Below are 20,288 nucleotides of genomic sequence, written 5' to 3' on the forward strand. Positions count from 1 at the left end.
TTCTCCAGTGTAGAGAACTACCGGTCTGCCGGAGCGGTGGTGGGTTTGGTGCGCTCCTGCGCCGCCGCTGCCGCGCCCTGGGTGGCGTCGCGCGATTCGGCCGCGCGACCGGCCAGTTCGCGGTAGGTCAGCGGTGTGCGTTCGAACACGCCTTCGTGCGCGGCGATCGCCTCGCGGCGGGTCGCGTGCTCGGGATGCCGCTCCTCGAACGCGCGGCGGGTTTCGAGCCTGCGCCGCCAGTGGGCGATGGTCGCGCGGTCGCCGCCGCCGGTGCCTTCCCATGAGGTGGGCGCCCCGGTGTCGCCGGGCGGGGGAGCGGCCGCGCCGATCATGCTGATCCGGCTCGGTGCCCGGCGGGTGGGCCCACCGCAGTGCGGACAGGGCGGGTTGGGGGTGCGCCAGCTCTCGACCAGTTTTTCGAACCGGGTTCCGCAGTCGCTGACGTAGTCGTACAGGGGCATGGTGGTCTCCTGCCGGGCGGGGCCCCGGCTCCGCGAGGCGTGGGAGCCGGGGCCGTGCGTGCTTGTCAGGTGTAGTAGTTGCCGACCCCGGTCCTGAGGTTCTTGATCTGCTCGTCGTCGTGTCCGAACACGACGGTGGCGCCGGTCTGCTCGGCCACGGACCGGATCTTCTCCACCGAGGCGAACCAGGACACGGTGTCGTAGACGATGCCGGCCGCGGTCGCGGGCGGACCGTAGCTTTCCCTGCGGTAGAGCGAGTCCGAGGCGAAGATCATGGTGCCGCTGTCGGCGAGGTCCACCTTCATCGACAACGTGCCCCAGGTGTGTCCCGGGGTGCGCAGCAGGGTGATGCCCGGCAGGATTTCGGTGTCCTCGTTGATGGTCGTCAGCTCGAGACCGTCGTAATCGGACTTGATGTGCGCGCCCAGGTTGTAGCCGTCGAAGCTGAACGCGCCCTTCTTCTCCTCCTCGTCGACGACGATGGTGGTGCCGGTGTTCGCCCACAGCTGGGCGTTCGCCGCGTGGTCGAGGTGCAGGTGGGACAGCAACAGGTAGTCGATGTCGCCCGGCTCCAGGTCGAGCTGCTTGAGCCGCGAATCCAGCCACATGTCCTCGGTGACGGTGTCCACCGGGAACACCTCGTTGAACCCGGGCGCCGCCCACCGGGTGTCCCAGTCACGCGGAACACCCGCGTCCCACAGCAGTTTCTTCCCGCTGGGGTGTTCGATGTAGACGACGTGGGTGGGCAGCTCGACCCAGTCGCGCAGGCGCTCGCGGTTGTTGCGGCTGGCCATCCGGCTGGGGTCGATCAGCAGCCAGACGAGGTCGGCGTGCATCGTGCCCGTCGGCAGGATGGTGAGCTTGATCTTGTCGGCATCGGTCATTGGCTCATGCACCTTTCCTGTGCGGTGTTTCGCGCGCCACCCGCGGGGACGGGGGACACTTCATCGGGTCCGCCCGCGCTCACGCGACGGGCTTGGCGGAGCCGACGCCGATCCGGCGAAGGATTTCGGCGTTGCCTCCCTGCGCGTAGATACCGCGGATCTCCTTCTTGTTGTACTTGCCCACGCTGGTCTTGGGGACCTCGGTGACGAACAGGAAGGAGTCGGGTATCCACCATTTCGCGAATCCCTGTAGCAGGTATTCGCGAAGCTCATCTTCGGTCAGCGACTCGTCGGCGGGCACGACGCAGGCCAGCGGCCGTTCGAGCCACTTCTCGTGCGGCACCGAGACGACGGTCGCCTCGCGGACCTTCGGGTGCGCCATGAGCGCGTTCTCCAGGTCGATCGAGGAGATCCACTCGCCGCCGGACTTGATCAGGTCCTTCGAGCGGTCCTTGATGATCACGTACCCGTCGGGGTCGATCGCGCCGACGTCGCCGGTGCGGAACCAGCCGCCGACCATGCTTTCCTTCGTGCGCTCGTCCTCGAAGTACTCGCGCGCGGTGAACGGCGACTGCACCCAGAAGTCACCGACGCTGGTGCCGTCCCAGGGGAGTTCGGCGCCGTCCTCGCCGACCACCTTGATCTTCATCAGCGGGATCGGCTGCCCGCCCTTCTGCCGCAGCGCGTAGACCTCGTCCTCGCCGCGCTCGGCCAGGGTGCTCTTGATGGAGTTGAAGCAGATCTGCGGGGTGCACTCGGTCATGCCGTAGCCCTGCACCACGTAGGTGCCGTAGGTCTGCTCCCACCACTGCATGATCGCCAGCGAGGGGGCCTGCCCGCCGAGCCACATGGTCTCGAGCGAGGACAGGTCCCATTCCCGGTCCGAGGCGCGGACGAAGTCGCGCATCATGGTGCCGATGGTGACCGCGCCGTTCATGCCGGTGACGCGCAGGTCCTCGATGGTGCGCACGTAGTCGGCGTCGAGCGGGTGGATGCCCGGCAGCACCAGGGTGGCGCCCTGCAGCAGTGCGGTGTGCGGGATGTTCCACCCGTTGCAGTGGAACATCGGGGCCACTTCGAGCCACACCTGGCGTTCGCTCATGTTCAGCTTGTCGTGCATGGCCAGACACATCGCTTGCAGCACCATGGCGCGGTGGCTGTAGACCACGCCCTTGGGATCGCCGGTGGTCGCCGAGGTGTAGCACATGGCGGCCGCGGTGTTTTCGTCGAAGACGGGGAATTCGTAGTCCTCGTGACCGGCGGCGACGAGGTCGTCGTAGCGGTGTACCGGACTCAGCGTGGTTTCGGGGACCGGCCCGTCGCCCATCACGATGAACGCGCGGACCGACGGGATGCCCAGCTCGACCAGCTGCTCGACCACGGGGATCTGGTCCTCGTCGATGATCAGCACCGAGTCCTGTGCGTGGTTGATCAGGTACTGCTGCTGTTCGGGGAACAGCCGCATGTTGATCGTGTGCAGGACGGCGCCGATCCCGGGCACGCCGAAGTAGGTCTCGAAGTGGCGGTAGTGGTTCCAGGCGATGGTGCCGACGCGGTCCCCTGGCTTCACCCCGAAGTCGAGCAGTGCGCTGGCCAGGCGCCGCACCCGCTTCGCGTAGTCGGCGTAGGTGTAGCTGTGGTACTCGCCCGGGCCGGTCCTGGTGACGATCTTCTTGTCGTGGAAGAGCCGTTCAGTGCGCCAGAGCAGGGTGTTGAGCAGGAGGGGCTGATCCATCATCAGGCCGTCCACACTGACCTCCGGGTGATGTGGGTTACTGGGGCTTGCCCAATACTGCACATTCTATAGAATAGAGTCAACAGGCAATCGGCCGTCGGTGTTCCCCGGCGGTCTGGGGTGGACAGTTGCCTGTTCAGCCGGAGACGAAGGAGTCCTCGTGACCGAACGGACCGTGTTGTACCTCGACGGCGCCTGGGTGGCTGCCGAGAGCGATGAGACGATTCCAGTGGAGAACCCGGCCACCGAGGAACCGCTCGCCGAGATCCCCGCCGGGACCGTGGGGGACGCGAACCGGGCGGTCGCCGCCGCACGCCGTGCCTTCCCCGCCTGGGCGGCGACGTCGAGGAGCGAGCGGGCGGAGCTCCTGCGGAGGCTGCACGACGGGCTGGCCAAACGGGCCGAGGAGATCGGGGAGACGATCGCCCGGGACGTGGGCACGCCGCTGCGGATCGCCACCCGCATCCAGGCCGGGCTGCCGCTGACCGACATCCAGACCTACGTGGACCTGCTCGAAGGCGACGAGCGGGAGGAACGCGTCGGCAACTCCCTGGTGGTGCGCGAGCCTGCCGGGGTCGTCGCCGCGATCACGCCGTGGAACTACCCGCTGCACCAGATCACCTGCAAGATCGCGCCCGCGCTGGCCGCGGGCTGCACGGTGGTGGTCAAGCCCAGCGAGGTCGCCCCGTTGAGCGCCTACCAGCTCTTCGACGCGATCCACGAGGCCGGCTTCCCGCCCGGGGTGATCAACCTGGTGACCGGGTACGGGCCGGTGGTCGGGGAGGCGCTGGCCACGCATCCCGACGTCGACGTCGTGTCCTTCACCGGCTCGCTGCGGGCGGGCTCCCGCGTGGCGGAACTGGCCGCCCGCACGGTCAAGCGGGTCACCCTCGAACTCGGCGGCAAGTCCGCCAACGTCATCCTCGACGACGCCGACCTGAAGACCGCGGTGAAGGTCGGTGTGGCCAACGCCTTCCTCAACGGCGGGCAGACCTGCACCGCCTGGACGCGGATGCTCGTCCCCGGAAGCCGCCAGGAGGAGGCACTCGAACTGGCCAAGGTTTTCGCCGAAGGATTCACGCCCGGCGACCCCCTCGACCCCGGCACCAAGCTCGGGCCGCTGGTCTCCCGGGCCCAGCTCGAGCGGGTGCGCGGGTTCATCACCCGCGGCATCTCCGACGGCGCGCGCCTGGTGACCGGCGGCGCCGGCACCCCCGAAGGCTTCGGGACCGGTCACTTCGTCTCGCCCACCGTCTTCGGGGACGTGCGGCCGGATTCGGAACTGGCACAGGAGGAGGTCTTCGGCCCCGTGCTGTCGGTTCTGTCCTATCAGGACGAAGCGGAAGCGCTCGCCATCGCCAACAACTCCCGCTACGGCCTCCACGGCGCGGTCTGGTCGGCCGACACCGACCGCGCACTCGCCTTCGCGCGCCGGGTCCGCACCGGCCAGATCGACGTCAACGGCGGTGCCTACAACCCCCTCGCGCCCTTCGGCGGCTACAAGCAGTCCGGCATCGGCCGGGAGATGGGCAGGCTCGGACTCGACGAGTTCACCGAGGTCAAGTCCATCCAGCTCTAGCCGTTTCCCCTTTCCCCGCAAGGAGTCTTCAGTGGTCAACGTCGTCAAGGCCGTCGTCGTGGCCGAGCCGGGCGCCCGCCCGCAGGTCCGTGAGGTCGCCCTGCCCGGAGTCGGCGAGACGGACGTGCGCGTGCGCATCGCCGCGGCCGGGGTCTGCCACTCCGACCTGTCCATGGTCAACGGGACCATCACCCCGCAGTACCCCGTCGTGCTGGGCCACGAGGCGTCGGGAACCGTCGTCGAGACCGGCCCCGGGGTGACCGGGCTGCGGCCGGGGGACCACGTGGTGCTGAACTGGGCGGCCGCCTGCCGCGAGTGCTGGTTCTGCGCGCACGGCGAACCCTGGCTGTGCCAGGCGGTCGAAGGGGTGACCAGTGTCCCCGGCGGCACCCTCGAGGACGGTACCCGGGTGCACACCTGCATGGGGGTGGGCGGGTTCGCCGAGGAGGTCGTGCTGCCCGCGCGTTCGGTTGTGCCGCTGCCCGGCGGGGTGCCGCTCGATCTGGCCGCGCTGCTCGGCTGTGCGGTGCTGACCGGGATCGGCGCCGTCCGCAACACGGCCGGGGTACGGCCGGGGGAGTCGGTGCTCGTGCTCGGGCTCGGCGGGATCGGGCTGTCCGCCGTGCTCGGCGCGCGGGCGGCCGGGGCGGCCGAGATCATCGCGGTGGACGTTTCGCCGGAGAAGGAGAAGCTCGCACTGGCGGCGGGCGCCACCCGGTACCTGCTCTCCGAACCCGGCCTGGCCAAGCAGGTCCGCAAGCTCACCGGCGGCCGCGGGGTGGACCACGCACTCGAATGCGTCGGTTCCGCGGCCACGATCCGCACGGCGTGGGGCGCGGTCCGGCGCGGCGGCCAGTGCACGATCGTCGGGGTCGGCCGCCGCGACCAGGAGGTCGTGTTCAACCCGCTCGAACTGTTCCACTTCTCCCGGACCCTCACCAGTTCCATCTACGGTGCCGCCGATCCCGACCGGGACATCCCGCTGCTCGCCGGGCAGGTGCGTTCCGGGGAACTCGACCTCGCCGGTCTGGTGACCCACCGGATCACCCTCGGCGAAGTGCCCGAGGCCTTCGCGCGGATGGAGGCGGGGCACGGGGTGCGGTCCCTGATCGAGCTGGACCGGTCGTGACGGCGTCCGCGCCGCTGGCCGGACTGCGCGTCGTCGAACTCTCCAGTTTCGTCGCCTCACCGCTGGGCGGGATGACCCTCGCCCGGCTCGGGGCGGACGTGATCCGCGTGGATCCGGTCGGTGGCGGGCCGGACCGGGGCCGCTGGCCGGTGGCCCCGGGCGGGGAAAGCCTGTACTGGGCCGGTCTCAACCAGGGCAAGCGGTCGCTGACGGTGGACCTCCGCTCGCCGGAGGGGCGGGCGCTGGTCGCCGAACTGATCGTCGGCGGCGGTGCAGGCGGCGGGGTGGTGCTGACCAACGCCCGCCCCCGGCCCGGACTGTCCTATGAGGACCTCCGGGCGCGGCGGCCGGACGTGATCTACGCCCGGCTGCTCGGCCGCCGCGACGGGTCCACCGCGGTGGACTACACCGTCAACGCGGCGTGCGGCTTCCCCCTGCTGACCGGGCCGGAGGGCACCGAAGGCCCGGTCAACCACGTTCTGCCCGCGTGGGACGTCGCGACCGGGCTGTACCTGGCGATCGGGCTGCTCGCCGCCGAGCGGGCCAGGGCGAGGACCGGTGAGGGGCAGCGGCTGGAGGTGGCGCTCGGCGATGTCGCGCTGGCGACCGCGGGCCAGCTCGGCCACCTCGCCGAAGCCCAGCTGAGCCCGGAGCCCCGCGGCAGGCTGGGCAACCAGATCTACGGCGACTTCGGGCGTGACTTCGCCACCGCGGACGGCGTCCGCGTGATGGTGGTGGTGCTGACCGCCCGGCACTGGCGGGATCTGGTGCGGGTCACCGGAATCGGCGACGCCCTCGGCGAACCGGCCGTCGCCGGACTGGACGGTGGCGGGGAACGCTACGCCCGCCGCGAGACCCTGGCCCGGCTGCTCGGACCGTGGTTCGCCGCCCGGGACTACGACGAGGTGGCCGCCACGCTGGGAGCCACCTCGGTGCTCTGGTCGCGTTACCACACGTTTTCGGAGCTGGCCCAGGACGGAATGCTCGCGGAGAACCCGTTGATGGGCAAGGTGAGCCAGCCCGGGATCGGCAGTTACCTGGCACCCGGCTCACCGCTGGTGTTCGACGGGGAACAGATCCCCGCCGTCCCCGCCCCGCGTCTGGGCGAGCACACCGGCGAGATCCTGACCGGCCTGCTCGGCCTGAGCGAGCGCGAGGTCTCCCGTCTGCGCTCGCACGGGATCGTCGGCGCCTGAACGAAAGGATGAACGTGTACGAACTCGACCCCGAGGAACGGGCCATTGTGGACACCGTGCGCGACTTCGTCGACCGCGAGGTGCGTCCCGTGGCCCGGGAACTGGAACACGAGAACCGGTACCCGGAAAAGCTCATCGAGCAGATGAAACGGCTGGGGATCTACGGGCTGGCCATCCCGGAGCCCTACGGTGACGTCAGGGTTTCGACGCCCTGCTACGCGATGGTCACCGAGGAACTCGCGCGGGGCTGGATGAGCCTGGCGGGCGCGATGGGCGGGCACACCGTGGTCGCCAAGCTGCTGCTCGACCACGGGACCGAAGAACAGAAGGCGCGTTACCTGCCGAGGATGGCCACCGGCGAGCTGCGGGCGACGATGGCGCTCACCGAGCCGGGCGGCGGGTCGGATCTGCAGGCCCTGCGTACCCAGGCCCGGCGCGACGGCGACGAGTACGTGATCAACGGCAGTAAGACGTGGATCACCAACGCGCGCCGTTCCGGCCTGGTCGCGCTCCTGTGCCGCACCGATCCCCAGGCCCGTCCGGCGCACGCCGGGATCAGCGTGCTGCTGGTGGAGAAGGTGCCGGGCTTCACCGTCTCCAAGGACCTGCCCAAGCTCGGGTACAAGGGCGTGGAAAGCTGCGAACTGTCCTTTGAGGACTGCCGGGTGCCCGCGGACGCGGTGCTCGGCGGGGTCGAGGGCAAGGGGTTCGCGCAGATGATGCGCGGGCTGGAGATCGGGCGGATCCAGGTGGCCGCGCGGGCCACCGGCGTCGGCCGGGCCGCACTGGACGACGCGCTGCGCTACGCGCAGGAGCGGGAATCCTTCGGCAAACCGATCTGGCAGCACCAGTCCGTCGGCAACCACCTGGCCACGATGGCGACGAAACTGACCGCGGCCCGGCAGCTGCTGCTGCACGCGGCCCGCCGGTACGACTCGGGGGAGCGTGCCGATCTCGAGGCAGGCATGGCGAAGCTGTTCTGCTCGGAAACGGCGATGGAGATCGCGCTCGACGCGATCAGGGTGCACGGCGGTTACGGTTACTCGACCGAGTTCGACGTGGAGCGCTACTTCCGGGACGCCCCGCTGATGATCGTGGGCGAGGGCACGAACGAGATCCAGCAAACCGTCATCGCACGCCAGCTGATCGCCCGCGGCGGCCTCTGACGCCCCGGCGTCGGACGCTGCCCTGAAGGGCCCCTGGTGTTCTTTCCTGTGAGGGGGCCCGCCGATACGACCGTGAGGGGCCCCTCACAGCACCGTGCGCTCGTCCGGGCCCGGAGTTCGCGGCTACGGCAGCAGGCCGTGGCGGCGGGCGGCGACCACGGCTTCCAGGCGTGAGTGGCAGCGCAGCTTGCGCATCGCGCTGCGCAGGTAGCTCTTCACCGTCTCGGCGCCCAGTCCCAGATCGGCGGCCACCTGGGCGTTCGTCCAGCCGAGCGCCACGCAGGTGAGCACGTCCAGCTCCCGGTCGGACAGTGCCGGGGCGTCGGCGTCCGGTGCGGTGACGAGCCGGTCGGCGAGGACGCGCAGGCGCTCGTCGCCCGTCTGGCTGCCGAGCACCCGCAACTCGGCGTGGATCTGCCGGACCCGCTCCCACTGCGGGGTCCCCGGGGTGCTGGCGCGTTCCGCCTGCGCCTGCTGTTCGAGCCGCGCCATCCGCCGCGCCAGCTCGTCCTCCACCGCGAACCGCTGTTCCAGATCCCTCGCCGCGTCCACAAAGGACTGCAGGATCCGCTCGCCGAGCGGTTCGTCGCTGCGCGTCGACCCGTAGAGCACGGCGCGTGCGGTCCGGCCGACGACGACCGGGGCCGCAACCATCGCGCGCAGGCCCTCGGCGGTGATGTACCGGTCGTAGTCGTGGCTGATCCCGGGGGAGCGGACGTAGTCGTGCAGGATCATCGGCCGCCGCAGGGACACGACCCGGCCGCCCAGCCCGAGACCCGGGCCGAGCACCACCCCGCGCAGCGCGCCCCGGTTGCTCCCGGCGAACTCGCTCAACCGGACCCGTGACGTGCCGTGCACACCGCCGCCGAAGGCGAGCGGCAGCCCGGTGACCCGCTGAAGCTGGTCGAGGGTCCGCTGGATGTGTGTCTGGTCGTTCACGCTGCGCTCCTCGGGTCGCCACCCCCGTCCGGGGGTAGCCGGGCCGTCCTTGGCCCGGGACCATCCCGCATAACGCTACGTCTCAACACCAGCGTCACGTACAGGGAGCCTCGATGACGAGTCCGCAACGCCACGCCGCCGATCTGCTGTCCCGCTTCACCAGGCCCGACGCCTGCGTGGCCCGGCTGCTGTGCGACGACCATCCGGACGGCGCCGTCGCCTTCACCGTGATCGAGCCGGACCTGTCCAGCCACGACCTGACCTACGGTGAGCTGCGCGAACGTTCCGCCCGGTGCGCCGCCGGGCTGGCCGCGCTGGGCGTGGGCCCCGGCGACCGGGTGGCGACGCTGATGGCGAAGTCCGAGGAGCTGGTGATCGCGGTGCTGGCGATCTGGCGTCTCGGCGCGGTGCAGGTGCCGCTGTTCACCGCGTTCGCGCCGCCCGCGATCGCCATCCGCGTCGGCGGCAACGGCACGAAAGTGGTGATCAGCGACCCGGGCCAGCGGGCCAAGCTCGACGAGATCCCCGGCGGTGACCGCCGGATCGTGGTCGCGGGCCCGGCGCGCGGGGACGACATCGCCTTCGCCGACCTGCTCGAGGCCGAACCGATGGCCGAGCCGGTCGCGGTCGGCGGCGAGGGCACCATCGTCGAGCTGTTCACCTCGGGCACCACCGGAACCCCCAAGGGTGTGCCGATCCCGCTGAAGGCGATCGCGTCGATGCGGGTGTACCAGGAGTACGGGCTCGATCACAGCGAGTCCGACGTGTTCTGGAACGCCGCCGACCCCGGCTGGGCGTACGGCCTCTACTACGCGCTGATCGGACCGCTCGCGCTCGGGCGCCGCAGCCTGCTGCTGCACTCGGGGTTCTCGCCCGAACTGACGTTCTCGGTGCTGGAAACCTTCGGGGTCACCAACTTCACCGCGGGCCCCACCGTCTACCGCGCACTGCGCAACGCGGACCTGCCCGTGCCGGACGGCCTGAAGCTGCGGCACTGCTCGTCCGCGGGCGAGCCGCTGAACCCGGACGTGATCGCCTGGGCGGAGCAGGTCTTCGGGGTGCCGATCCTGGACCACTACGGCCAGACCGAACTCGGCATGGTGGTCGCCAACGGCTGGCACCCGGAGATCAAGGGCGAACTCAAGCCCGGGTCGATGGGCCGGGCGCTGCCGGGGTGGACCGTCGAGGTGCTGCACGCCGACCGTGACGAGGCCGCTCCGGCGGGGCAACAGGGCCGCGTGGCGGTGGATCTCACGGCGAGCCCGCTCATGTGGTTCACCGGCTACCGGGACGCGCCGGACCGCACGGCCGAGCGGTTCAGCGAGGACGGACGCTGGTACCTCACCGGGGACGCGGCGACCAAGGACGAGGACGGCTACATCTTCTTCGCCTCGCGGGACGACGACGTGATCCTCATGGCCGGCTACCGGATCGGGCCGTTCGAGGTGGAAAGCGTGCTGCTGGAGCACGACGCCGTCGCCGAGGCCGCGGTCGTCGGCCTGCCCGACGAGCTGCGGGGCGAGGTGGTCGCCGCGTTCGTGGTGCTGCGCGGTGACGCCGAGCGCGGCGACGACCTCGTGACCGAGTTGCAGCAGCTGGTCAAGACCCGCTATGCCGCCCACGCCTACCCGAGGCAGATCCACTTCGTGCCGGAACTGCCCAGGACCCCGAGTGGCAAGATTCAGCGCTTCCTCCTCCGGAAGGGCTGAGCGCCCCTGTGTTGGCCGTGAAGGGTCCCTTCACAGTCGATTCGACTGTGAAGGGACCCTTCACGGCTTGCCCCCGGGTTGGGTGAGCGCTGGGCTGGGGCTGCTGTCTCACGTGTTCTCGAGGTCAGCGGCGACGGTGGAGGCCGGGGTGGTGAGGATGGCGTCGAACGCGTCGAGCACCGGGGTGTGGACGTAGGCGCTCTGGATCCGGATGCGGTCCGGGCCCGTGCCGCCGGAAGCCTCCGTGCGTGCCTGGCGGAGATCGGCGATGCTCAGCCCGAGCCCGGCATCGGCGAAGGCGGCCTCGACGCTTCCCGGCTCGGGCGGCTGCAGCGCGGTGGTGTCGATGGCGAAACCGAAACGCGCGTTCTCGTCGGGGCGCATGTCGGCGGTGTGCCCGGCGATGCTGGTCAGGGCGAGGGAGACATAGCGCTCGCCAAGGGCGCGGCGCAGGTGCTGCCCCATCGGAAGCCCCGTGAGGTGGCCGTCGAAGGAGACCGGCGTTTTCTGGATGTGGGCGTTGTGGGCCGCCAGCACGACGCGGGTCCCGGGCTCGAAGTGCTTCAGGTGCCACAGGACCGACTCGGCCATGTAGACGTCCCGGGCCGAAGTGTCGGCGGTCAGGCCGGTTCCGTCGTACAGGCCGGCCATGGCGCGGAAGCCGTAGTCTGCGTGGCAGGCGGCCTCGAGGCGACGCAGGGCGACATCGAAACCGTGGTGGTCACCGCGGGAGACGTACAGCGGTGAGAGGGCACGGAACCGGATGAGCAGGCGCATCAGGATCGCGCTGAGCGCATCCTGCTCGGCGGCGGCCAGGCGGGTCCACGCCGGTGCGGCCGCGGCCGCGGAGGCACCGGCGAACGACCCGGCGATCCCGATGGCCTTCTGGATCATCGGAAGGACCTCGGGGTCGATCTGGCTCAGGTAGTCGGCCACCGGGTCCAGCGCGGGAAGCAGGGACCCACCGGCCGCCGGGATGTCGATCCCGGCGAAACGCACCGGCACTCCGGTGGTGGCGTTGTGCCGGCGCATCCAGCGCAGTGGCTCAGCCACACCGATCGGAATCGCCGCGGCGAGATGGGCCGCCAGCTCGTCGTCCTGGCCTTCCCCCTGCGCCCAGGCGTCCAGGGGGAAGCCTTCGCTGAAGCCGTATTCGAAGGCCAGGACGGTGAAACCGCAGCGCTCGACCAGGAACCGGAGAATGCGTTGGCGCAGCTGGGAAAACTCGGTGATGAAGTGGGAGTTCTCGCCGATCGCGACGACGCGGGCCGAGCCGGTGAGCTCGCGCAGCGGTTCCAGGTCGTCCAGCGGTGCCTCGGGGTCGAGGTGGGTCAATGGGACGGCTTGGCTGCCAAGCCAGTCGGTGAACGCGGGGTGGTGAGTCGGAGCAGGCATGCCGAAACTCGATTCTGGTGTTGGTAAGGGGAAGGTGCGACGGGGGAGTGCGGGCTACCGGGGCGCGACTCGCTCCAGGTCGTCGACGCTGCCGGACATGATCGTGCGGAGGTGTTCGGTGATGTGCTCCAGCGGCCAGTCCCACCAGGCCAAGGCCAGGAGGCGGTCGATGTCCGCATCGCGGTAGCGGCGGCGGATGAGCCTGGCGGGGTTGCCGCCGACGACGCCGTAGTCGGGGACGTCGTCGACGACCACGGACCCGGAGGCGATGATCGCTCCCTGTCCGATGCGGACGCCGGGCATCACCATGGACCGGTATCCGAGCCAGACGTCGTTACCCACCACCGTGTCGCCTCGCCCGGGCAGGCCGGTGACGAGGTCGGCGTGCTCGGCCCAGGAACCGCCCATGATCGGGAAGGGGAAGGTCGACGGGCCGTCCATGCGGTGGTTGGCGCCGTTCATGAGGAACCGCACGCCCTCGGCCAGCGCGCAGAACTTCCCGATGACCAGCTTTTCCGGCCCGTAGTGGTACAGCACGTTGCGGGTCTCGAAGGCGGTCGGATCGTCCGGGTCGTCGTAGTAGGAGAACTCGCCGATCTCGATCAGCGGCGAGGTGACCAGCGGCTTCAGCAGCACCACCCGCGGCTGCCCGGGTATCGGATGCAGCACGGTCGGGTCGGCGGGGACAAGGGGCACGAGGGGTTTCCTTTGCGGAAGGTGTTCGCGGGCGATCATGCCCAAGCTAACGCGACAGACGTTACATTAATATCGTGCCATGACGCCGCCGGGCAACCCGTTGATCACTTCCCGGCACCACGACCGGAAGGAACCCGACCCGTGCCACCGCCTCAGCGCCGCCCCGGCGGCCGCACCGCCCGTATTCGCGCACAGGTGCTCGACGCGGTCCTCGCGGAGCTCGGCGAACACGGTTTCGACGGGCTCACCATGGAGGCCGTCGCCGCCCGCGCCGGCGTGCACCGCGCTACGGTCTACCGGCGCTGGAACGACGTCGGCGGCCTGCTCGCGGACGTCCTCGACGCGGCGAGCGGTGATGACTGGCATCCCCCGGACACCGGCTCACTGGAAGACGACCTGGCGGCACTGAACCAGGAGATCCAGGACGCCATGACCGCGCGACCGCCGGTCATGGCGGCCCTGATCGCCGCCTCGTTCCGCTCCGAAAAGGCCGCCGACGCCCAGCAACGACTGTGGGAGGACCGCTACGCCCGCTGCGAGAGCGTCGTCAGCCGGGCCGTGCAGCGCGGCGAACTCCCGCCGGGCACCGACGCTCGGCGGTTGCTCATCGCCGCCACCGCGCCGCTGTACCACCAGTTGGTGCTCCTGCGCACGCCGCCCGACCCGCTGCTGCCACGCCATGCGGCCAGAACCGCCGCCCTCGCCGCGGCCGCCGGCGCCTTCGGACCTCCCCGGTGACCGGCTCGCCGAGCGCGCGGGCCTTCGGCCGGAGCGGGGGGGCCGGTCGGCTCAGCGGGTGGCGAGGTAGGCGCGCCAGCCGCCGTGCGCGGTGATGTCCCGGGTGGGGTCGGCGCAGGTGCGGTCGGCGACGAACCCGAGCGCGGTGCTCCCGTCGTCGAGGGTCAGCGGGCCGAGGTGCAGCGGCTCGGTGATCGTCGGCAGGAGCGCGCCGAGTGCCGCTTCCGGCAGATCCCACACCTCCAGTTCGATTCCGGCGGAGGGCCCGTCACCGGTGCGCACCAGCCCGGGCCTGGGCAGCGGACCGTCCACTGTGTACATGCGGTAGCCGGGACCGGTGCGGGCCCGGCTGTGCAGTCTTCCACCGAGCCGGACGAGGTCGGCGTTGCGCGGCTGCCCGGTGAGGTGCGCCCCGGCCACCGCCAGCAGTGTGCGGGCCGGGGGCGGTGCGGCCGCCTCCCCGGCCCAGCGGGCGGCGAGGTCGAGCAGCGGTCCGTCGGCGAAGGCGGGGGCGAGCAGCTGCACGCCGAAGGGCAGCCCGTCGGGCCGTTTTCCGGCGGGCACCGCGACCGCGCTCAGGTCGAGCAGGTTGGCCATGTTGGTGAAAGTGCCCAGGCGCGAGTTGACCCCGACGGGGTCGGCCGCGACGGCGGCGAGCGTCGGGTGGCCCGGGGTGACCGGCAGCAGCAGGGCGTCGGCCCCGAGGAACGTCTGCTCGGCGCGGCGGCGCAGGCGGGCGAGCTCGTGCATGCAGGTGAACGCGTCCGCGCCGGTGAACCGGCGCGCGCCCAGCACGATCCGCCGTACCGTGGGATCCACGGACTCGTCCTCACCGAGCAGGTGGCCGAAGGCAGCGAGCCGCTCGGCGACGAAGGCCGCTTCATAGAGCAGCCGGGCCGCGGCCAGGAACGGTTCGACATCCACCCGGACCACGTGCGCGATCGACCCGGCGTGGGACAGCGCGGCACGCCAGGCGGCCTCGTGCTCCGGGTCGAGGTCCAGCGGCCCGTCCGGCACCGCGATCACCCGCATCCACCGTGCGGCTCCGGGCGGCGCGGCCACCGGCATCGGGCGGGCGTAGGGATCCGCCGGGTCGTAGCCGATCAGCGCGTCCAGCACCACCCGCGCGTCGGCGACGGTCCTGGTCAGCGTGGTCACGCAGTCCAGTGACGGGCACGCGGGCAGCACGCCCCGCGTGGACACCAGGCCCCGGGAGGGTTTCACGCCCACGAGACCGTTGAACGCCGCCGGTACCCGGCCGCTGCCCGCGGTGTCCGTGCCCAGCGCGAACGGCACCACGCCGAGCGCGACCGCGATCGCGCTGCCCGAACTGCTCCCGCCGCTGACGTGGTCCGGCGAGGCCGCGCTGTGGCAGGCGCCGTACGGGGATCGCGTGCCCACCAGCCCGGTGGCGAACTGGTCCAGATTGGTCTTGCCGATGGGCACCGCGCCGTGTTCCCGCAGCCGGTGCACCGCGAAGGCCGATTCGGCCGCCGCGGTGCTGAGGGCGGGGCACGCCGCCGTCGTCGGCACCCCGGCCACGTCGATGTTGTCCTTCACCGCGAAGGGCACGCCGGTCAGCGGACCGTCCGGAGCGGATGCGGTGAGCTCGCGAACCCGGTCTTCCGCCAGTAGCGAGACGAACGCGGGCTGGGCCAGGTCCTGTGCCGCCTTCAGCGCGGCCAGTGGATCGTTCATCATCGCTGGTGCCACCTTTCCCGCTCCGCCTCGAAAGCGGCTTGCCTGCGCCCGCGAAACCGGGTGATTTCCTCGCCGTGCCGTGCCTCGAGTTCGTCCACTTCGGACAAGGAGAAGGTGGCGGGCCGGGTGTGCAGTGCGGACCGTCCGCTCCTGATGTCCGCGCGCAGATCGGCCAGTTCCGCCGGGGTGACGGGGGAGAAGCGCAGGCGGTCGAACTGGCGCAGCAGCCAGGGCCGTTCGCCCGAACCCGGGACGTGCCGCCAGACCGGCACGGTGCGCCCCACGAGCTGGTAGCCCCCGGGGCCCTCCATACCGTAGACACACAGGTAGACCCCGCCGATGCCCACGGCGTTCTGCGGCGTCCAGGTGCGGGCCGGATCGTACTTGGTGGTGACCAGGCGGTGCCGCGGGTCGATCGGCAGCGCGACCGGAGCGCCCAGGTAGACGTCGCCGAGCCCGATGACCAGATAGGTGGCGTCGGCCACGATGCGGAACACCTCGTCCCGGTCGGCCAGGTCGTTGATGCGCCGGATGAATTCGACGTTGTCCGGGCACCAGGGCGCGTCCGGCCGCACCGAACGCGCGTAGCGGGCCATCGCCTCGTGCGCGGCGGGATGGTCGAAGGCGATCGGCAGGGTGACCTCCCGCACCTCGAGCGTGACGCCCGCGGGATCGGCGACCTCCCCGGCGAGTTCGTCGAGCAGTCCGGCCAGTCGCGCCAGCGGCAGCCGCGCCGGATCCACCTGGACGAGCAGGGACCGCACGCCCTCGACGATCTCGGTGACCCCGCCGGTGCGGGACCGGCGCAGCGACTCGGCGAGCAGGTGAACCCAGACCCGTACCCGGAGATCCAGTTCCGCCGGGCCCGCCTCGACGAGCAGGTGATGATCGCCGGCCCGGCTCATCACCAGCGCGGGGGCGGTGCCGGTGGCGGGCCGGATGCGCAGCAACCCGTGTTCCCGCAGCAGTTCGGGCCGGGGCGCGGGCCGGACCGGTGCGGGGGCGGGAAGACCGGCCAGGCCGCGTTCGAACCCGGCGGCCACCGCGGCACGAGGGTCGGCCAGCAGCGCGGCCCGTTCCGCGTTGATTCCCTCGGCCTCCTCGGGGGAGACGACCACGAGCCGCACCGTGTCGCCGGGCCGGGCCTGCGCGAACATCCAGCGGTCCGCGCGGATCACGGTGAACGGCACCACGAATCCGCCGAGGCTCGGCCCGTCGGGGCCGACGACGACCGGGGTGTCGCCGGAGAGCATGATCCCGCCGACCGGATAGGCGCTGTCGTGGATGTTGGACGGGTGCAGCCCGGCCTCGCCGCCGTCCCGCCGGGCCCATCGCGGGGCCGGGCCGGACAGGCGCACGCCCGTCCGGTCGGCGCGGTGGTCCACCGTCCAGGCGGCCGCGAGCAGGTCCGCGGCCGCGTCCTCGGCGAGGTACTCGGGCGCGCCGTGCGGTCCCGCGAGCACCCGGACCGTCCACTCCGTGCCCAGGCGCGGCAGGAGGGACGCGACGTCGGCCGGGGCGACGAGATTTTCCGTGCGGCCCAGCGGAAGCACGTCCCCGGCGGCCAGGGCACGGCCGCCGAGGCCGCCGAAACCGCCCAGCAGGAAGGTCGCCCTGCTGCCGAAGACCTCGGGCACCGCGATCCCGCCGCCGACGGCGAGACAGGCCCGCATGCCGGGGCCCGCGCACCGGCCGAGGTCGACGACCGAGCCCGGCGCCACCGTGGTCACCACCCCCGGCCGCAGCGGTCTTCCGTCCACTGTGGCCTGGAAAGCCGCTCCCGTCAGGCATACGGTGACCCGGCGGCCGAACCGCAGCACCGGGCCGGTCAGCACGGCCTCCAGCCCGGCCGCGCCCGGCGGATTGCCGACCGCGGCGTTGGCCAGTGCGAAGGACAGGTCGTCCCAGGCGCCGGACGGCGGGACGCCGACATCCCACAGTCCGCCCCGTCCGGCCAGATCCTGCACGGTGGTCTGCGTACCCGGCGCGAGCACGGTCATGGTGCCGGTGTCCACCGGTACCGGCGTGTCCATCGTGGTCATCGGCCTACCACCAGCCCAGCAGGCGAACCGGCGTGGGATCCCAGCCGTTGCACGGGTTGTTGAGCTGCGGGCAGTTGCTGATCAGCACGTACAGCTCGCGCTCCGCGCGGATCTCCACGTACTTGCCCGGAGCGGAAAGGCCGTCCTCGAAGGTCAGTCCGCCCTCGGCGGTCAGCGGCACGTTCATGAAGAAGTTGATGTTGTGCCCGAGTTGCTGCGCGCCGATCCCGACTCGCGCGCCGTACCGCAGGAACGTCTCGCGGCAGGCGTGCTGGTGCCGCGTGTGCTCGCCGTAGCGGACCACATTGGACTCCTGTGCGCAGGCGCCACCGAGGGTGTCGTGGCGCCCGCAGGTGTCCGCGGTGATCGTGGCGAGCACGTCGAGGTTCACCGACAGCAGGCGGGAACCGGCGGTCAGATACACCGCTCCCTGCTCGCGGACGGTGTCCATGGCGCTGTAGCGGTTGTCGAGGTCGGCGGCGTCGTAGCACAGCGTGTCCACGGCCTGGTTGCCGTGCAGGTCGACGATCCGGAGGCGGCCGCCCGCCGGGACGGTGGCCAGGTGGCCGTCGCCGTCGGCCACCGTGACGTCCAGGTCGGCGGCGGCCGGGTCCAGTTCGCTCTCGACGACGGGCAGAAGCGTCTCGGTCATGCCAGCACCTCCCGTGCGGCTCGCAGCGCCCGCGCGCTCTCCGCGCGGAAAGTCCAGGAAGGATCGTCCTCACCCGCGGGCGGGGCGGCACTCACCTCGGCGCGGACGGGCGCGGGTGCCCACCGCGGGTCGAGGGGATGCGGCGCGGTGGACAGCACGACCAGCAGGTCGAGTTCCGCGCGCAGGCTCACCCAGTCGCCGTCCGCGGCGTGCCCGGGGACGAACGCGAGTGATCCCTTGGGGTCATCGGAAGTGGCGGCCTTGCTGAAGAAGTTGACGCAGGCATGCAGGTCCGCCGGGCCCCGGCCGTGCTTGCGCAGCTCGCTGAGCAGCCCCGCGCGCGCCGACCGGCGCCACTGGTTGCGGTCGCTGGTGTACGCCGATGGGCCGAACCTGGCGACGTGCGCGTCGCAGGAGTGCCCGCACAGGGCATCGTGCCAGTCCAAAGAGGATCCGGTGACCGAACACAGTGCGGTGCCGCGGTCGGACATGAGCACCATCGGCGGCCGGATCCGCGCACTCATCTGCGCCTTCAGCGTGTCCGGCACGTTGAGCCGGTCCACCGGGTGGTGCGCGGCGAACAGCAGGGTGGAACAGTTCGCACCCGCCTCCACCGCGGTCAGGCGCAGTTCACGCCCGGCACGGACGAGCACCGACCACGCGGCGCCCCCGGGAATCTCGTGGGACAGCAGCACTTCGCTCATTCCGCACCACCCAGGGCCAGCACCGGGGCGGCCGCGGACCGGCGCGCCTGCACCGCGTACGCCAGTGCGCCGACGAGAAGGGCGCCACCGAGGAACAGCGGCGCGAACCACTGGAGGTAGGTGTGACCGCCCTGCGGGTCGAAGACCTCGGCGCGCGGCCAGCCGAGGTTCACCGCCATCACCGCGCCCCAGACCACCGCGAGCACGTTGACCACCACACCCCAGCGGCCGAGCCCGAACAGCCCGTCCGCCGCGGGGAGCCGCCCGCGCAGGCGGCGGACGAGCAGCGGCAGGGTCACCATCAGGTAGGCCAGGTACAGCAGCATGATGCAGACGCTGGCGAGCGTGGTGAACAGTGCCGCGTTGCCGGCGTTGACCAGCAGCAGCGCGGCGGCGAGCACGCCGACGAGCACCGAGGCCCGCACGGGCGTTCCGGTGCGCGGATCGACCTTCGCCAGGCCGTCCGCGAACGGCAGCACCCGGTCGCGGGCCATCGAGAACACCATGCGGGTGGCGGCGGTCTGGATGGCGAGGGTGCACACCGTCACCGCGATCGCCACGTCCACCAGGAACGCCCGGCCGAGCGTGTCGCCGAGCCGGCTGGTCAGCACGTACGGCAGGCCGCGCGCCGGGTCGCCGAGGCTGCCGTCGTCGACGCTTGCCGCCGACATCACCGTCGCCAGCAGCATCAGCGCGCCGCCGAGACCGGACACCAGCACCGCGCGCAGGATCGTCCGCGGCGTCGTGCGGCGCGGGTCGCGGGTCTCCTCCGACAGCTCACCCGCGCTGTCGAACCCGACGAGCACGTAGGAGGCCATGAGCCCGGACACGACGAACGCCCACAGGTAGCCGTGTCCGCCGACGCCCTGCGTCCGCAGCACCACCCCGGGGCCGCGCTCGGCGTGGGAGAACAGCGCGACGCACAGCAGCGCTACCCCGACGAGTTCGCACGTGACGCCGACGCTGTTGACCACCGACATCAGGCGGACCCCGATCGCGTTGATCGTGGTGGTCAGGCCGAGCAGCAGCACGCCGAGCACCACCGCGTTGGCCGCGCCGGTGACGCTGGTCAGCGACGAATCCCCGCCCACGAACTGGAAACCGGACCACACCGGCGGGAGCACCACCTGCAGCGCGATCGCGGCACCCGCGAGCGTCACCACCTGGGCCACGATCATCAGCCAGCCCGCGGTCCAGCCCCACACGCGCCCGCCGAGCCTGCTCGCCCACTGGTAGATCGCCCCGGAAATGGGGTAGCGCGCGGCCAGTTCGGCGAAGCAGAGCGCGACCAGCAGCTGCCCGCCGAGCACGATCGGCCAGGTCCAGACGAAGGCGGGACCGGCGAAGGAGAAGCCGAAGGAGAACAGCTGGAAGACCGTGGTCAGGATGGAGACGAAGGAGAACCCGGCGGCGAAGGAGCCATAGGAGCCGATCTTGCGGCGCAGCTGCTGGCCGTAGCCGAATCCGGACAGGTCGCCCGCATCGCCGCGCGGCTCTGTCCGGGGATGCGCTGGTGTGACGGACATACCCACCTCCGGATCGGATCCCGGACCACGCACGCA

General features: G+C 71.4%; 17 protein-coding genes. 6 read left to right on the forward strand and 11 right to left on the reverse strand.

What is annotated here, in order from left to right; all coding sequences use genetic code 11:
• Positions 1-17: 17 nt before the first annotated feature.
• The 3 genes from ORV05_RS11595 to ORV05_RS11605 form a co-directional block, all read right to left on the reverse strand.
• A complete protein-coding gene (locus ORV05_RS11595; protein WP_268758470.1) occupies positions 18-461 on the reverse strand; it encodes an FmdB family zinc ribbon protein in 444 nt (147 codons plus the stop codon).
• Between the two features lie 65 nt (positions 462-526).
• Positions 527-1,345 (reverse strand): N-acyl homoserine lactonase family protein, encoded by an 819-nt coding sequence (locus ORV05_RS11600; protein WP_268758471.1) that lies wholly within the window; start codon positions 1,343-1,345, stop codon positions 527-529.
• A gap of 79 nt (positions 1,346-1,424) precedes the next feature.
• A complete protein-coding gene (locus ORV05_RS11605) occupies positions 1,425-3,083 on the reverse strand; it encodes a long-chain fatty acid--CoA ligase (RefSeq protein WP_268758472.1) in 1,659 nt (552 codons plus the stop codon).
• A gap of 157 nt (positions 3,084-3,240) precedes the next feature.
• On the opposite strand from ORV05_RS11605, the gene ORV05_RS11610 reads away from it, so the two are divergent.
• The 4 genes from ORV05_RS11610 to ORV05_RS11625 are packed head-to-tail and all read left to right on the forward strand — an operon-like array spanning position 3,241 to position 8,150.
• Complete coding sequence (locus ORV05_RS11610) at positions 3,241-4,659, forward strand: aldehyde dehydrogenase family protein (protein WP_268758473.1); 1,419 nt, start codon at positions 3,241-3,243, stop codon at positions 4,657-4,659.
• Positions 4,660-4,690: 31 nt separating this feature from the next.
• On the forward strand, positions 4,691-5,788 hold the full coding sequence (locus ORV05_RS11615) for an alcohol dehydrogenase catalytic domain-containing protein (protein ID WP_268758474.1): 1,098 nt from the start codon (positions 4,691-4,693) through the stop codon (positions 5,786-5,788).
• Positions 5,785-6,984: a CoA transferase gene (locus tag ORV05_RS11620; RefSeq protein WP_268758475.1), complete on the forward strand. Its 1,200-nt coding sequence runs from the start codon at positions 5,785-5,787 to the stop codon at positions 6,982-6,984. Before ORV05_RS11615 ends, ORV05_RS11620 begins: the two co-directional genes overlap by 4 nt.
• Positions 6,985-6,992: 8 nt before the next feature.
• Complete coding sequence (locus ORV05_RS11625) at positions 6,993-8,150, forward strand: acyl-CoA dehydrogenase family protein (protein WP_268758476.1); 1,158 nt, start codon at positions 6,993-6,995, stop codon at positions 8,148-8,150.
• Positions 8,151-8,273: 123 nt separating this feature from the next.
• Here ORV05_RS11625 and ORV05_RS11630 read toward each other — a convergent pair whose 3' ends face one another.
• Positions 8,274-9,089: a helix-turn-helix transcriptional regulator gene (locus ORV05_RS11630; RefSeq protein WP_268758477.1), complete on the reverse strand. Its 816-nt coding sequence runs from the start codon at positions 9,087-9,089 to the stop codon at positions 8,274-8,276.
• A gap of 113 nt (positions 9,090-9,202) precedes the next feature.
• Here ORV05_RS11630 and ORV05_RS11635 point away from each other — a divergent pair, with 113 nt between their 5' ends.
• Complete coding sequence (locus tag ORV05_RS11635) at positions 9,203-10,798, forward strand: AMP-binding protein (RefSeq protein ID WP_268758478.1); 1,596 nt, start codon at positions 9,203-9,205, stop codon at positions 10,796-10,798.
• 108 nt (positions 10,799-10,906) lie between these two features.
• On the opposite strand, the gene ORV05_RS11640 is transcribed toward ORV05_RS11635, so the two are convergent.
• Positions 10,907-12,193 (reverse strand): erythromycin esterase family protein, encoded by a 1,287-nt coding sequence (locus ORV05_RS11640; protein ID WP_268758479.1) that lies wholly within the window; start codon positions 12,191-12,193, stop codon positions 10,907-10,909.
• A gap of 54 nt (positions 12,194-12,247) precedes the next feature.
• The gene (locus ORV05_RS11645; protein WP_407652744.1) at positions 12,248-12,889 is read right to left on the reverse strand and encodes a CatB-related O-acetyltransferase; all 642 of its coding nucleotides are present in this window, start codon (positions 12,887-12,889) and stop codon (positions 12,248-12,250) included.
• 141 nt (positions 12,890-13,030) lie between these two features.
• Between ORV05_RS11645 and ORV05_RS11650 the strand changes: the two genes are divergently transcribed.
• Positions 13,031-13,627, forward strand: coding sequence for a TetR/AcrR family transcriptional regulator (locus ORV05_RS11650; protein WP_268758481.1), 597 nt, complete (start codon positions 13,031-13,033; stop codon positions 13,625-13,627).
• A 51-nt stretch (positions 13,628-13,678) separates the two neighbouring features.
• Here ORV05_RS11650 and atzF read toward each other — a convergent pair whose 3' ends face one another.
• Genes atzF through ORV05_RS11675 form a run of 5 tightly spaced genes read right to left on the reverse strand, consistent with a single transcriptional unit; the run spans position 13,679 to position 20,252 of the window.
• A complete protein-coding gene (gene atzF / locus ORV05_RS11655) occupies positions 13,679-15,328 on the reverse strand; it encodes an allophanate hydrolase (RefSeq protein ID WP_268758482.1) in 1,650 nt (549 codons plus the stop codon).
• Complete coding sequence (locus tag ORV05_RS11660; RefSeq protein WP_268758483.1) at positions 15,325-17,370, reverse strand: 5-oxoprolinase/urea amidolyase family protein; 2,046 nt, start codon at positions 17,368-17,370, stop codon at positions 15,325-15,327. The genes atzF and ORV05_RS11660 overlap by 4 nt, the downstream gene beginning before the upstream one ends.
• A 4-nt stretch (positions 17,371-17,374) precedes the next feature.
• Positions 17,375-18,022, reverse strand: a complete 648-nt coding sequence (locus ORV05_RS11665) for an urea amidolyase associated protein UAAP2 (protein WP_268758484.1) — start codon at positions 18,020-18,022, stop codon at positions 17,375-17,377.
• A complete protein-coding gene (locus ORV05_RS11670; protein ID WP_268758485.1) occupies positions 18,019-18,726 on the reverse strand; it encodes an urea amidolyase associated protein UAAP1 in 708 nt (235 codons plus the stop codon). The genes ORV05_RS11665 and ORV05_RS11670 overlap by 4 nt, the downstream gene beginning before the upstream one ends.
• Positions 18,723-20,252, reverse strand: a complete 1,530-nt coding sequence (locus tag ORV05_RS11675; protein ID WP_268758486.1) for an amino acid permease — start codon at positions 20,250-20,252, stop codon at positions 18,723-18,725. The genes ORV05_RS11670 and ORV05_RS11675 overlap by 4 nt, the downstream gene beginning before the upstream one ends.
• Positions 20,253-20,288: the final 36 nt, after the last annotated feature.

Origin of the sequence: Amycolatopsis cynarae, from assembly GCF_026802195.1 — a bacterium.
GTDB lineage: Bacteria > Actinomycetota > Actinomycetes > Mycobacteriales > Pseudonocardiaceae > Amycolatopsis_E > Amycolatopsis_E rhizosphaerae.

What these genes read in the sequence shown, in the direction of transcription:
- ORV05_RS11605 (WP_268758472.1), bottom strand. Translation starts at nt 3,083, where the DNA reads ATGATGGATCAGCCCCTCCTGCTCAACACCCTGCTCTGGCGCACTGAA.
- ORV05_RS11670 (WP_268758485.1), bottom strand. Translation starts at nt 18,726, where the DNA reads ATGAGCGAAGTGCTGCTGTCCCACGAGATTCCCGGGGGCGCCGCGTGG.
- atzF (WP_268758482.1), bottom strand. Translation starts at nt 15,328, where the DNA reads ATGATGAACGATCCACTGGCCGCGCTGAAGGCGGCACAGGACCTGGCC.
- ORV05_RS11625 (WP_268758476.1), top strand. Translation starts at nt 6,993, where the DNA reads ATGAACGTGTACGAACTCGACCCCGAGGAACGGGCCATTGTGGACACC.
- ORV05_RS11660 (WP_268758483.1), bottom strand. Translation starts at nt 17,370, where the DNA reads ATGACCACGATGGACACGCCGGTACCGGTGGACACCGGCACCATGACC.
- ORV05_RS11600 (WP_268758471.1), bottom strand. Translation starts at nt 1,345, where the DNA reads ATGACCGATGCCGACAAGATCAAGCTCACCATCCTGCCGACGGGCACG.
- ORV05_RS11675 (WP_268758486.1), bottom strand. Translation starts at nt 20,252, where the DNA reads ATGTCCGTCACACCAGCGCATCCCCGGACAGAGCCGCGCGGCGATGCG.
- ORV05_RS11665 (WP_268758484.1), bottom strand. Translation starts at nt 18,022, where the DNA reads ATGACCGAGACGCTTCTGCCCGTCGTCGAGAGCGAACTGGACCCGGCC.
- ORV05_RS11595 (WP_268758470.1), bottom strand. Translation starts at nt 461, where the DNA reads ATGCCCCTGTACGACTACGTCAGCGACTGCGGAACCCGGTTCGAAAAA.
- ORV05_RS11635 (WP_268758478.1), top strand. Translation starts at nt 9,203, where the DNA reads ATGACGAGTCCGCAACGCCACGCCGCCGATCTGCTGTCCCGCTTCACC.
- ORV05_RS11640 (WP_268758479.1), bottom strand. Translation starts at nt 12,193, where the DNA reads ATGCCTGCTCCGACTCACCACCCCGCGTTCACCGACTGGCTTGGCAGC.